Origin of the sequence: Litorimonas haliclonae (genome assembly GCF_965138505.1) — a bacterium.
GTDB lineage: Bacteria > Pseudomonadota > Alphaproteobacteria > Caulobacterales > Maricaulaceae > Litorimonas > Litorimonas haliclonae.
Genome location: NZ_CBCSCO010000007.1, coordinates 1 through 12,641, shown reverse-complemented (window position 1 = coordinate 12,641; position 12,641 = coordinate 1). Strand labels below are relative to the sequence as shown.

General features: G+C 51.6%; 14 protein-coding genes. 9 read left to right on the top strand and 5 right to left on the bottom strand.

Annotated features, from left to right (window positions below; genetic code table 11):
- Window positions 1-21: 21 nt before the first annotated feature.
- Window positions 22-1,227 carry a potassium/proton antiporter gene (locus ACNA05_RS13035; RefSeq protein WP_415811947.1) on the bottom strand — a complete coding sequence of 402 codons (1,206 nt, stop codon included), beginning with the start codon at window positions 1,225-1,227 and terminating at the stop codon, window positions 22-24.
- Window positions 1,228-1,315: 88 nt separating this feature from the next.
- Between ACNA05_RS13035 and ACNA05_RS13030 the strand changes: the two genes are divergently transcribed.
- Window positions 1,316-1,459, top strand: a complete 144-nt coding sequence (locus ACNA05_RS13030) for a DUF2256 domain-containing protein (protein ID WP_415811946.1) — start codon at window positions 1,316-1,318, stop codon at window positions 1,457-1,459.
- Between the two features lie 21 nt (window positions 1,460-1,480).
- Window positions 1,481-2,221, top strand: coding sequence for an SDR family NAD(P)-dependent oxidoreductase (locus ACNA05_RS13025; RefSeq protein ID WP_415811945.1), 741 nt, complete (start codon window positions 1,481-1,483; stop codon window positions 2,219-2,221).
- Here the strand turns inward: ACNA05_RS13025 and ACNA05_RS13020 are convergent.
- Together ACNA05_RS13020 and ACNA05_RS13015 are read right to left on the bottom strand one after the other, a co-directional pair.
- Window positions 2,186-2,827, bottom strand: coding sequence for a P-loop NTPase family protein (locus ACNA05_RS13020; protein ID WP_415811944.1), 642 nt, complete (start codon window positions 2,825-2,827; stop codon window positions 2,186-2,188). The genes ACNA05_RS13025 and ACNA05_RS13020 overlap by 36 nt on opposite strands.
- 3 nt (window positions 2,828-2,830) lie before the next feature.
- Window positions 2,831-3,844: a hypothetical protein gene (locus tag ACNA05_RS13015; RefSeq protein ID WP_415811943.1), complete on the bottom strand. Its 1,014-nt coding sequence runs from the start codon at window positions 3,842-3,844 to the stop codon at window positions 2,831-2,833.
- Between the two features lie 163 nt (window positions 3,845-4,007).
- On the opposite strand from ACNA05_RS13015, the gene purM reads away from it, so the two are divergent.
- From purM to ACNA05_RS13000, 3 genes are all read left to right on the top strand, one after another.
- Window positions 4,008-5,045 (top strand): phosphoribosylformylglycinamidine cyclo-ligase, encoded by a 1,038-nt coding sequence (gene purM / locus ACNA05_RS13010; RefSeq protein ID WP_415811942.1) that lies wholly within the window; start codon window positions 4,008-4,010, stop codon window positions 5,043-5,045.
- A gap of 2 nt (window positions 5,046-5,047) precedes the next feature.
- Window positions 5,048-5,641, top strand: a complete 594-nt coding sequence (purN, locus tag ACNA05_RS13005) for a phosphoribosylglycinamide formyltransferase (protein ID WP_415811940.1) — start codon at window positions 5,048-5,050, stop codon at window positions 5,639-5,641.
- Window positions 5,642-5,817: 176 nt separating this feature from the next.
- Window positions 5,818-7,188 carry a TadE/TadG family type IV pilus assembly protein gene (locus ACNA05_RS13000; protein WP_415811939.1) on the top strand — a complete coding sequence of 457 codons (1,371 nt, stop codon included), beginning with the start codon at window positions 5,818-5,820 and terminating at the stop codon, window positions 7,186-7,188.
- 78 nt (window positions 7,189-7,266) lie between these two features.
- On the opposite strand, the gene ndk is transcribed toward ACNA05_RS13000, so the two are convergent.
- Window positions 7,267-7,689 (bottom strand): nucleoside-diphosphate kinase, encoded by a 423-nt coding sequence (gene ndk, locus ACNA05_RS12995; RefSeq protein WP_415811938.1) that lies wholly within the window; start codon window positions 7,687-7,689, stop codon window positions 7,267-7,269.
- A 114-nt stretch (window positions 7,690-7,803) separates the two neighbouring features.
- Here ndk and ACNA05_RS12990 point away from each other — a divergent pair, with 114 nt between their 5' ends.
- Window positions 7,804-9,696, top strand: coding sequence for an ABC-F family ATP-binding cassette domain-containing protein (locus tag ACNA05_RS12990; RefSeq protein ID WP_415811937.1), 1,893 nt, complete (start codon window positions 7,804-7,806; stop codon window positions 9,694-9,696).
- 116 nt (window positions 9,697-9,812) lie between these two features.
- Window positions 9,813-10,619 carry a hypothetical protein gene (locus ACNA05_RS12985; protein ID WP_415811936.1) on the top strand — a complete coding sequence of 269 codons (807 nt, stop codon included), beginning with the start codon at window positions 9,813-9,815 and terminating at the stop codon, window positions 10,617-10,619.
- Between the two features lie 8 nt (window positions 10,620-10,627).
- On the opposite strand, the gene ACNA05_RS12980 is transcribed toward ACNA05_RS12985, so the two are convergent.
- Window positions 10,628-11,128 carry a hypothetical protein gene (locus ACNA05_RS12980; protein WP_415811935.1) on the bottom strand — a complete coding sequence of 167 codons (501 nt, stop codon included), beginning with the start codon at window positions 11,126-11,128 and terminating at the stop codon, window positions 10,628-10,630.
- Between the two features lie 222 nt (window positions 11,129-11,350).
- On the opposite strand from ACNA05_RS12980, the gene ACNA05_RS12975 reads away from it, so the two are divergent.
- Together ACNA05_RS12975 and ACNA05_RS12970 are read left to right on the top strand one after the other, a co-directional pair.
- Complete coding sequence (locus tag ACNA05_RS12975; RefSeq protein ID WP_415811934.1) at window positions 11,351-11,803, top strand: hypothetical protein; 453 nt, start codon at window positions 11,351-11,353, stop codon at window positions 11,801-11,803.
- Between the two features lie 2 nt (window positions 11,804-11,805).
- The gene (locus tag ACNA05_RS12970; RefSeq protein WP_415811933.1) at window positions 11,806-12,366 is read left to right on the top strand and encodes a DUF6680 family protein; all 561 of its coding nucleotides are present in this window, start codon (window positions 11,806-11,808) and stop codon (window positions 12,364-12,366) included.
- The last annotated feature ends 275 nt before the right edge of the window (window positions 12,367-12,641 follow it).

Here is a 12,641-nt window from a genome sequence, read left to right as displayed (position 1 = left end):
CGGCTTTCGCCGACGACATTCTCAGGAACTCGGCTCTTTAATTTCTTTTTCGTCAAGCTTTAGGGCTTTCCCTAACAGCCCCGCTGAAAATCCCTGAACAATCAGGGAGACGACGACGATGACGAAGACGGTGTTAAAGAATGTTGGGGTCACAGGCCCCGGCGTCACAACCGGATAGATTGCGAGCAAAATCGGCACCGCGCCTCTCAGGCCAACCCAACTGAGAAAGACTAATTCGCGAACCTTAAAATTGAGGGCGCCAACGCCTAGGAAAACAGCGATTGGCCGGGCGACGAAGGTCAATACAGCCGCGCAAATTAAGGCGGGGACCAATGTACCCGGTAGATCGCTCGGGGTTACAAGTAATCCCAAAATCAAAAACAACAAAATCTGGCTGAGCCACTGCATACCCTCACTGAAATTGGCAATGCGAACCAAAGGTATTTTCAAAGTATTTCGAAGGACGATACCCGCAATATAAATGGCGAGGAACCCGGACCCTCCGGCCAGGCTTGTCAGAGAGAAGGTCAGCATGCCGCCAGCGAGCGCCAAAATAGGGTAAGTCCCTGTCGGCATTCTCAGCCGGTTGAGCAATTCACTAAGCAAACGTCCGCCGATCAGGCCCCCGATAGCGCCAACCCCGACCTGCGCAATGATTAACCCCATATAAGGCAACCAGTCGATCGACTGATCTTGCATTGTGGTGTTGACGATGGCCGTCATAATCACCGTCAAAAAAATCGCCGCCGGATCATTGAAACCAGATTCCAGCAAAAGTGTGTTTTTAACCCGGGACGGAATTTTTAATCCCCCTTGCTTTATCAACATAAAGGTCGCGGCAGCATCCGTCGGCGCCAACACAGCGCCGAGCAAAAAGGCCAGCATTAAAGGCAAATCGAGAAAGTAATGCGCTGCGCCGCCGACAATGGCGGCTGTTATCAAAACGCCGGGAAAGGCTAGAATCAAGGCTGGAATACCGGAGGATCGGAAGACACCCTTATTGGTCTCAATACCCCCCGCGAATAGAATTACGGCCAACGCAATACTTCCCATGTCATAGGCGAGATTGAAGTTGTCAAACATTAGACCGCCTATACCCTCGTCTCCTGCCAACATTCCGACGCCGAGCACGACGACCAAAAGAGGCGTGCCTGACTTCCGAGCCAACGGGAACAAGGCAAGGCAAATAAGAACTGAGAAGCTTATGAGCGCGATGAGAGGGTACATAGGTCTTTCATTTCATAGATATCGCAAATTCCCGAGTCCAATTATAATATATCTGCCTACTTTCTACACTCTCAGCCGTAGGAAAGTCATGGCACACAAAAAACCGACCCTCCCTTCGAAAGTTTGCGCCGTATGTGGCCGGCCATTTAGCTGGCGGAAAAAATGGGAGAGGGATTGGGAATTTGTTCGGTTCTGTTCCGAACGATGCCGACGAAATAAATCAACCGACTAAATTCAAAAGTGAGGGCTTAGAATGATTTTATCGAGTATGAGCGAAAATTTACGTGTGATCGTCATTGGATCAAGCGGCGGAATTGGCGGGGCGTTTATTGACGCGCTTAGTCAATCCGATCAGGTCTCAAAAATCTACGCTTTGTCCCGTCAGGGGAGTTCTCACACCTCGCCGAAAGTCGACACCCTTACATTTGATTTAACCTCTGAAGAAAGCCTCCAAGCTGCCGCGGAAAGCTTGCGAGAATTGGACAAGTTTGATCTGATTATTATCGCGACGGGACTTCTGCAAGGAGACGGAATCGCGCCGGAGAAATCTATTCGGGATTTGTCTTATGAGGGGCTGGAAAAAAGCTTTCTCGTGAACACTATTGGCCCTGCCATGACCGCCCGCTATTTCCTCCCTTTACTTCGCGACGACCGAAAATCCGTTTTCACCGCCCTTTCGGCCCGCGTGGGGAGCATCTCCGACAACCGCATCGGCGGATGGTACGGTTATCGCGCCTCAAAAGCCGCGCTCAATATGATTTTAAAGACGCTCTCCATCGAGTTTGGACGTCGGCATAAACAGGCCGTCATACTGGGGCTTCACCCCGGAACAGTCGATACGAGTCTGTCCGAACCGTTTCAGGGAAACGTCCCCGAAGGAAAGCTCTTTACGCCGGACTATTCCGTGGCAAAACTTCTCGCCGTAATCGACAAGGTGGACGCGACCGACAGCGGAAAACTATTCGATTGGGCCGGAGAAGAGATCGCGTTCTAGGCGTCCGGACAGATATTGCGCTGCGAAATATTTCGTCAAATCGGCCTTTTCCTCAAGCGCCGTTTCGTCCAACGCCCGGACAAGGTTTCGCAACGCGCCCACTTCGCGGTCTTCATACCGCAAAAGATAGTCCACTAAGTCCTTTGTCACGACCCGTCCGCGATTTTGAAATAACTGCCGCAGTAAGGGCTCTAACACCTCTTCATCATAATCATCCATAACCATGACGGGCGTATTTGAAAGCCGCGACCGCAAATCAGGCATTTCAATTTCCCACTCAGCTATGGGTTTTCGAGAAGTCAGTAGAAGTCCGGAAACGTCCCCATTGAGCGCTAAGTTCATCTGCGCGAAAAGATCGGTTTCTTCCCGCTTATCTGCATCGTCAATCAACACGCCGCAGCTAAGGGTCTGCCAAGCCTCGCCTAGATGAGTCTTGCCCGTGCCTTCCGGCCCCAAAAGCAGCAATATCGGCGCAGGCCAATCCGGCCACGCCCGCAAGGCGGTCACGGCGATACGGTTGCTATCGGTAATGATAAAGCTCTCAAACCCGCTTGCAGGTTCGGGGCTTAGCTCGAGAGGTATCTGGGTTTCGGGTTTGCCGATCACCTTCTAACGACCAGACCGTGTCAGAACGACGCCCATCTCTCTGTCTTCACGAATATCCACACCCTTAAAGGAAAGCTCGCGTGTCAGACGGTCCATATCTCCGGCATAGGTCAGAGTCATTAAGGCCCCGTCTTTGGACATCGCATCCAAACGGGCATCTTGAATTTGCGCGGAGCCATCAATGGCGGTCTTCAAAGCCTGCCAGTCAGACAGAGAGTCATAGAGGACAGACACAGACATGGTCTCCGCCTGCCCGGCTAAGACGGCCGTATCGGCCTTCCACTCACGTTCCAAACGGGTCACGAGTTGATACTCAGGGTTTGACCCGGAGACAACGAACTCATCTGTTTCACCGCTATCCAGGGCAATATCGGTGACGCGAATACCACCGCCCGCATAATTCGCGATGAGGATTTGATCTACGCCCGCGATTTGTCCTAAATTCCGAAGGCGATCAATATCGCCAGCAATAGAGGGGGTCAGCCCCGACAGGCCGAGCGACGAAATCTGATCGGCCGGCAAAGCCCGGATCGGCGTCAACGCATTTGCATACCGGTTCTCGCCCCAGGCTTCATAAACATCGCCTTTGGGATTGAGTCCGCCGCCCAGAAAGGGAAGAACCAATCTCTCTCTCGATTGAGACGTGATCATGGTCAGACCGGCGCTATTTAAGTATGTCTGCACGTCCCGGGGTTTGAATGCGACGGTAATATCGCCGAGATAACGGTTGGACGAGCGTCTCTCATTAGAAATCTCCAGCGCGCGAATCATGCGGGCCGCGCTGTCTGCGCTTAGCGGCGGTAAAGGATTAGTCTGTCTTTCACTTTGCAGTGTCAAACGCTCGATCAGACGTCTCGCTGCTTCGGATTGCCCGTCCCGTATGGCCTTGGTCTGGGCTTCAATAGCGCTGCTGCCCCTGGCATCAACAGGCACGCCGGCAATGGTAAACGGGTCTGCCGCTCGGGCCGACAAAACCAGCCCGAAAAATAGAAAAAGCGATAGCAAAAAGCGTGTCATAATAATCCTCTCGGGGTCTATCGGGAGATACCGTGCTTTTTCCCACTTTAAAAGCCATGATATGCACTCTCTGTCTATGTCCTTTAAGGCAAAATTAAGTTACAGACCCTTGAATTTTTAATGAGAATCCGTTTCTTAGCGGCAAACCAGACAGAGCTTACCCATGCCAGATAGCAATTCCGATACTCAAAAAGGCCTCAGCTATTCCGATGCTGGCGTAAATATCGATGAAGGCGATCGCCTCGTTGATGCCATCAAGCCCCTGGCGAAATCCACCCGCCGTGCAGGCGCGGACGCGGCTCTCGGCGGATTTGGCGGCGCCTTCGATTTAAAAGCCGCCGGGTTCAAAGACCCTGTCTTGATTTCAGGAACGGACGGCGTCGGGACAAAGCTCCGTATCGCGATTGATACGGGCAAGCTCGATACGGTCGGCATTGATCTCGTGGCCATGTGCGTCAATGACGTGTTGGCGCAAGGCGCGGAACCTCTCTTTTTTCTCGATTATTTTGCGACGGGCCGCCTGGATACGTCCAAAGCCAAAGACGTTGTATCAGGAATTGCCGAAGGCTGCCGCCAAGCAGGCGCGGCCTTGATTGGGGGCGAAACAGCCGAAATGCCCGGTATGTATGCCGGCGATGATTTCGATTTGGCCGGTTTTGTTGTTGGCGCCGTAGAACGCGACGCAATTTTGCCGCGCCATCAAGATATGGCCGCCGGAGACATTTTGATCGGCGTCGCCTCTTCAGGCCCGCATTCCAATGGTTACTCCCTCATTCGTAAAGTCGTTGAGGTTTCGGGCCTGTCTTGGGACGCGCCCTCTCCTTTTGCCGAAGGTCAAAGCCTTGGCGAATCGCTTATGTCGCCCACGAAGATTTACATTAAATCTATCCTTCCCTTGATTAAGGACGGACTGGTCAGCGGCTTGGCTCACATTACAGGCGGCGGACTAACCGATAACACGCCGCGTATGCTGCCCGGCACTCTCACCCCTGAATTTGATTTTGGCGCTTGGCCGCGACCCGACGTCTTTAAGTGGCTCAAGGAAACAGGCCAAATTGCCGAAGAGGAAATGCGGCGGGCCTTTAATTGCGGAATTGGTCTCGTCATATGCGTGAAACCCGATAACGAAGCCAAGGTTCTGTCTGCCTTGAAAGAGAGCGGCGAAACAGCCTGGACCATCGGAACGCTCAAAGCGACCTGAACATGGCGGCCCAAAAAGTCAAAACAGCTATTCTGATTTCGGGCCGTGGCTCCAATATGGTTGCGCTCGTCGAAGCGGCGCAGCTCGAAACCTTTCCGGCGGAAATTGTCGGCGTTATTTCCAATAGGCCCGGAGCGGCAGGACTTGAGAAAGCCCAAGCTCTAAAGGTGCCGACCGCGGTTGTTGATCATAAAAATTACAAAACGCGAGAAGCATTTGAGCACGCTTTGCACGAGCAATTGCTTTCGATGGAAGCGGAACTTGTCTGCTGCGCGGGGTTTATGCGCATTCTGACGCCTTGGTTTGTTTCGAATTGGCAGGACCGGCTCATTAACATTCACCCCTCCCTTCTGCCGAAATACAAAGGGCTCAATACACATCAACGCGCAATTGACGCCGGCGACAGTGAAACGGGATGCTCCGTACATTGGGTGACAGAGGATCTGGATGCGGGCGCGGTCATCTTGCAAGATTCGGTGACAATATCGCCGAATGATACCGCCGATCTCCTAGCGGCACGTTTACTTCCGATTGAGCTATCACTTTATCCCAAAGCCCTCAGCAAAGTTGCGAAACAGATACAAAGCCGCGTCTGACCGAATGCTCAAAGACTTAACCTAAAATTGACCTTTTTCACGATTTGGGCGGCTCCATACTTTGTTAATCATAAACCCTAAGTCCCTCTAAACCCCTGCCATGCTATGCCCTATCCTCGTGTAGGGGGTATTGCGACTTTCGCGCCCCATTACACAAGAAACTTAGGATGTGGATTATGGGGACTGAAAACAAAATGAATGCTCTCTTCCGCCGGTTTAACCGGGATGAGAAAGGGAATATGGCCCTGATGATGGCGTTGAGCACGGTGGTCATTTTGGGCGCCGTCGGCGCGGCGGTCGACTTTTCTGTCGTTGCAAACGCAGATTCGAAGGCGCAATCTATCGCCGACAGCAGCGCCTTGGCTGCCGCGATCCATGTTAAAAACCACGGGAGCCAACCTTCCAGCAAGTCTGAAGGTCCATACGGGACCTACACTGCGAAAGAGCTGGGCTATGAAGTACCGGGATGGGTTATTGACGGCGCCGAAGGCATGAGAGTCGACGTCACTTATGACGATAATGCTAAGGAGGCCAAAGTGAAGGTAAGCGGCAAAACGCTTCCGACTTTCGCCCAGCTTATGGGGCATGACTCGCTACCCTTTAGTGCGGAAACCACTGTGAAATATTATGATGTCGAATTGAAAGATCCGGCTTCCATTGCGCTTGTTCTGGACAACTCCGGATCAATGGCGTGGGACGATAAACCCGTTGTTTTCCGAAATAATGGGTCACATTACACGCCGTCCGATGCTATTCCTAGAATCGATGCGTTGAAGACAAGTGCCAAAAACTTCATGACGAGCTTAGACAATCTCGTCGGCGATCAGGGCCTCACGCAAATTGGCAACCGCGTTTTACGAACCGGTATGCTCGCCTATAACTATCAAACCATCAATACTCGGACCGTCCACATGAAATGGGGGACTCTGAGTGACGGGAACATCAACTCAATGAAGGCCTCAGGCGGAACGAATTCGGCCCCGCCTATGGATACCGCGAGTACTTGGATGAGCCTAGAAGAGGCAGTCCACAAACTCGAACATGGTAAGGATCCGCTCAAATTCGTGATATTTATGACTGACGGTGTGAATACCTCCGGTAATACGGGGTGGGTCCCGGATGATACGACCGGATATTGGCGTAAATGGAGCTGTAGCTGGTGGAGTTGTCGCTATAATTATTATTCCGAAAGTGACTACCCGACCTATAACTTTGCTGCAAACGGCTTCGAAGAAGGCGAAAACAGACTTCTGTCGAACGACGAAACCCTCGCGGATTGCCAAAGAATGAAAGATGCCGGCGTGAAAGTTTACACAATCGGTTTCGCGCTTGAATCGGGATGGTATGAAGAAAACACCTATTCCAAAGGCAAAATGCAATATGAATTTATTGACGAGGATACGACCAATAGCGCTTACGCCTTTTTACAAGGCTGCGCCTCCAGTCCGAAGGAATTCGTGAAAGCGGAAAACGCTGAAAGCCTGGAAAAAGCGTTCGAAACAATCGGCAATGATATCGTTCAGGAAATCATCCGTATTTCAAACTAGGAATTTGCTCACGCAGTGCAAAGAAAAAGGCCGGGTCAAAAACCCGGCCTTTTTTATTTTTAAATTGTCTCGAAAGACTTAGCCAACGATTTCATCGTCAGAGAAGAAGAACGGAATTTCTTCTGCAGCTGTTTCAGGCGCGTCAGAGCCGTGGACCGTATTTGCGTCAATGCTTTCAGCAAATTCTGCGCGAATAGTACCAGCGTCAGCTTCTTTCGGGTTTGTTGCACCCATGACTTCGCGGTATTTTGCAATCGCGTCTTCGCCTTCGAGAACCTGAACGACAACAGGGCCGGAGGTCATGAACTCGACAAGGTCGTTATAGAATGGACGTTCTTTATGGATGCCGTAAAATTCGCCGGCTTGCTCTTTAGAAAGCTGAATACGTTTCTGGGCGATAATGCGAAGACCGGCGTCTTCGATTTTAGCATTTACCTTACCGGTGATGTTGCGTTTTGTGGCGTCAGGTTTGACGATTGAGAATGTACGTTGGACGGCCATAGGGGCGCTCCTTTATGGGATTAATCTTGGCGCACCCGTTAATGCGCGTTTCCCTTTATGTAAAGCCGTGTTAGCTGTGGCCCAGCTTTTTAAGTCTTAGTTCAAACCCGATTCATGCTCCATATTAACGATCTCACTTACCGCATAGAAGGCCGCCCGCTCTTTCAGCAAGCGACTTTGGCCATCAATGAGGGCGACAAAGTCGGGTTGGTCGGCCGGAACGGAACCGGGAAATCGACCCTTTTCCGGCTTATCAAAGGCGAAATCAGTCTGGATGACGGGAGCATTTCCCTACGCCGCAATATGAAGCTCGGCGTCGTCGATCAAGAAGTGCCCAGCGGGCCGCAGACTCTCTTACAAACGGTGCTAGACGCTGACAAAGAACGTTCCGACCTGCTCGCCGAGGCCGAAACCGCAAAAGACCCTCTGCGAATTGCCGCCATTCATACGCGGCTCGGCGATATCGAAGCGTATTCCGCCGAAGCGCGCGCCGGCGCTATTCTGTCGGGTTTAGGCTTTGACGGGGAGGATCAGCTCCGCCCCTGTTCCGACTTTTCCGGCGGCTGGCGAATGCGCGTGGCGCTCGCGGCCATGCTCTTCGCCCGGCCCGATATGCTTCTCCTCGATGAGCCGACCAACTACCTAGACGTCGAAGGGGCGGTCTGGCTAGAATCGCATATCCGCAAATATCCAGGCACGGCATTCATAATTTCCCATGACAGGGACTTTTTAAATCGGGCCGTGACCCATATTGCCCATTTGCGCGGCGGAAAGCTCTTTTCTTATTCCGGCGGCTATGACGAATTTGAGCGCCAGCTCGCCGAGCAGAACCGTCTGAATATGGCGATGATGGCCAAACAAGAAGATGAACGCCGCCACCTCGAAGCCTTCGTCAATCGTTTCAGGGCGCAAGCCTCGAAAGCCAAACAGGCCCAGAGCCGGATGAAACGGCTCGAAAAGATGCAGCCTATCGCCACGATCATCAGCGACCCGATTGCCCCGATCAGCCTGCCGGGGCCGGAACGCGCGCTCTCCCCGCCCATCATAAAGTTCAACGAGGTGAAGCTGGGTTATGATGACGTCACCGTCCTTCGCGGTCTAAATCAGCGTATCGACCATGATGACCGGATCGGGCTACTCGGTAAGAACGGTCAGGGGAAATCCACCTTCGCCAAAGCCGTGATGGGCCATTTGGAGGCGCAAGAAGGCTATATCAAACGCCATAAGAAGCTAGAAATCGGCTATTTCGCCCAGCATCAGGTCGACGCCCTCAACCCCAACCACTCCGCCTATGATCATGTTCTGGAGTTGATGCCGGATCACACCGAAGCCGAGCGGCGCGCGCGCCTCGCCTCTTTCGGCCTGGGCTTTGAAAAATCAGAGACAAAAGCCGGAGACCTCTCCGGCGGCGAAAAAGCGCGCCTCCTCTTTTCCCTCATCGGGTTTCACAACCCGCATTTGTTGGTTTTGGACGAGCCGACAAACAATCTCGACATTGACAGCCGCGCCGAGCTGATGCGCTCGCTGAACGCCTATAACGGCGCCGTTCTGCTGATTTCCCACGATAGGTCATTGCTGGAAACCGTCGTCGACCGGCTCTGGCTCGTGGACAAAGGAACTGTCACCACGTTTGAGGGGTCGTTGGAGGACTACCGCGCGCTCCAACTCGAAAAAGAACGCAAAGACAAAAACGCTTCATCCGGCGAGGATGAACGGAAAATCGCCCGCCGACGCGCCGCCGAGGCGAGAGCTAAAATTGCCCCGCTGAAAAAGGCCGCAGAGGCCCTCGAAAAACAAATCGAGGCCACCCAATCCAAGATGAAAGCCACGGACAAAGCGCTTTCGGTGGAGGGTCTTTATAACAAAGACCCTGAAATGGCGGTGCAGCTCTCCCAGAACCGCTCTGATCTAGAACGCACGCTCGAATCTCTCGAAACGGACTGGCTCGATGCGTTGGAAAGCTATGAAAAGGCGCACCGCGCCGAAGGCCTCGGCGACCTCGAATAATCCGGCGAGCGCCCCTCCCCACTCTGTAAAGGCGATATAAACCAATCTCTGTTACGGAAGGGAGTCTCTGAAACCTAATTCGAGATATTTACGTGATCCTTTTGAAAAAGACCATAATGCGGGAGGCAGAGGCACGCGGCCTAGTGACCCTCATGACCGGGCTTATCAAAAGCTATGGCCCGCCCAAAGCGCCAAAGGTTCCCTCGCCATTACGGGCCGCGCCGCAACTCTCCGATATTTTCAAATCCGACTTTAATTCCCAACCGATTGCGGACTGGGCCGAAGGCGTGTTCACGCAAATTAAATTTGACCTCGGGATGGAGAACTGGCCGGTCACACTGAAAAACGGCTCCGGCGCGCCAACTTCTCATAGGAATATAGCGCCCAAAAGTCCGGCGCAGTACAGCCTCATCCAGCCCTATTATGAGAGCCGCGCCCCAGGGGCGACAATGGAATTTGACCCGGAGCGATGCCACATACCGGGATATTTCGCCGTCGCCAGCATATTGACCCTCTCTGAAATAAAGTGGAGAGCGAGCGGCGGCGCCAAGCTGACCTCCGCGCAAGAGGCAATCATGACGCTGACGAGCGCCGCCTATAGCGGCCAAGGGTTTCTCCTCCTGCCCCTCAAAAGGCGCGTCCGAAATCACCTCGCAAGCCAAACATCCCATTCACCGCTCAATAAGGCGAAAGTTCAAAACACGCTCCTATTCACCGCCTGTCTGGGCCTTCGCGCGCTTAACCGCTCGCCTGAACAAATCATTGCGGCCTATGGCTGTCTGGTGTCGCCCAAGGTAAGACAGAAAATCAGGTTGACCTGTCAACAGATTGACGGCTTTGAGGCCGAGTTGGATTTATTGCAAAAGCTTTCCGCCCCGAGGCGGCAAAGTCCTCTTGGAATGAGACACGCAAACGTCGCTTGAGGGACGGCCTAACCGCAGTTTATCGTTTGCACATACCCTTCTTCGTCCAGCTCTATCGTCAGGCGGTCCTCATCCGGCGGGCCCAATGCAATCCGGTTATCGACGGTTCGAATGGACGGCGCGTAGAGAGATTGCTGCGGTAGGTAATCCCGAACTTCCAGAAAAGGCGGGTCCTCATCAATCCCCGGGACAAAGCTGTCATCAGTATATTCCAGGGTCGCGGGTTTTATCACGCGCTTAGTGCCTGGCAGGCCGGCAATGAAAATCGCGCCTTCATGCTGACCCAAAAGCCTCTGAAACAGTTGGGACTGACAGGCATCCACCGCCTGAATACGAGGCGTCGGAGACGGATTGAGATAGGCCGGGCGAACATATTGCCCCTGCCCCGGACGAGGCTGTTGCACCGGATAAGCATTATAGGGTGTGCCCAGAGGGCCAGACGCACAGGCGGATAGGCCGGTAAGAACCCCGATAAGGGCGGAGGAGATTATGAGAGTACGGAGAATCACGCGAGCATCGTGCCGGATAAGCCTTTACGCTTGGTTAACCATAATGGGGTGGGTAGAGATTTTACACATTGAGAGTTAAATTAGACTTTGGCATTGTAGTTACCGTTCGAACTATCCACAGGAATTGAATGTTCTTTGTTTGTGCTAATCACCAAACTAGCGCAGTGTTTTAAAATAGATATGAAAGTGCTTTCTTAGAGGCAACGAATTTGGGACAAGGCTATGTCAGGTAAAGACGGTAAAGATTTACAAACATCCGAAAGCCCCGAAAAGTCCATGAAGAAGTCTACTAAACTTGTTAAAAAGAATGTAACAAAAAGAACACAACAGAACCAATTGGAGGGCTTCTATTCGGCTTACTTTTCTGGAACCGCAGGAAATTCCTTTGGCGTCTTCGTTTTCAAGGATGGATTAATTAGGGGAGCAGATGCTGGCGGCGGAATATACAAAGGGTCATACGAAACAGTTGAAAATGAGGACTCGTTTAAAGGGAACATCATATTTCTCCTCTCTCCGGGGAGTTATACAATTACTGGGATGGAAAATGGAAGTGAGCCAGTAATTCTCGAAGTCCCAATAAAACTACCAGTCATTTTAAGAAAAACCGATGTTCATAGAATTGAGACACCTAATGGACCGATTAATGCAAAATTCGATAAAATTTCTGGGTTTTGATTATGACCGATGCTGAAAAAATCAACGTCACGATACTAGTTGTTACAATAATCGCAATTATTTTGGGTCCAGTTTTAGCTGTTTGGGTTACACGGATAATAGACCATAAGAGAGAAAAAACCAGTCGAAAGTTGAATGTGTTCAGAGCATTAATGAGAACAAGACAAGCGAGATTATCTGAAGAACATGTTTTAGCTTTAAATCTAATAGAATTAGAATTTTATGGCGACAAGGAGGTTATAAAAAGAAACCGAAATTACATAAAGCATCTTTCATCCCCACTTCCAGCCATTGAGGAACAAGACCGATATTATAATCAAAGGGGTGATTTGTTCATTGAACTAATGAAAGAACTGGGAAGTAATTTGGGGTATGATTTCGATACTGGTGATTTAGACAGATTGGGGTACGCACCAAAAGGCTGGATAAACGAACGACTAATTCAACAGCGGAATGCAAATTTGCTTACAGAGGTGCTTGAAGGGAGACGACCTCTACCAGTAGCAAACATTGCGCTTCCCCCTGACAATCCGTTTCCCCCAACTCCAAAAATTGAAAAATAAATGTCATAGCCTCCTCCTATTTTCCGCTATGGGATGAAACACAAACTTTTCCTCCCGTCATTGCAAGACCCCGTTCTTGCAATCCATCTCCTACTATTGCGTCTAGGGGATTGGGGTTAGTAGGGTTTTGCTGAGTTGGTTTAGTGCCCGTTGCGATGATCACTTGATGATATTGACGGGAGATGGATTACAAGGACAAGCCTTGTAATGACGAGGGAGGGTTGAGCCAAAGCGAGATGGGCGGTGTGCCTCCCCCCCTCTATACCCGCACACCC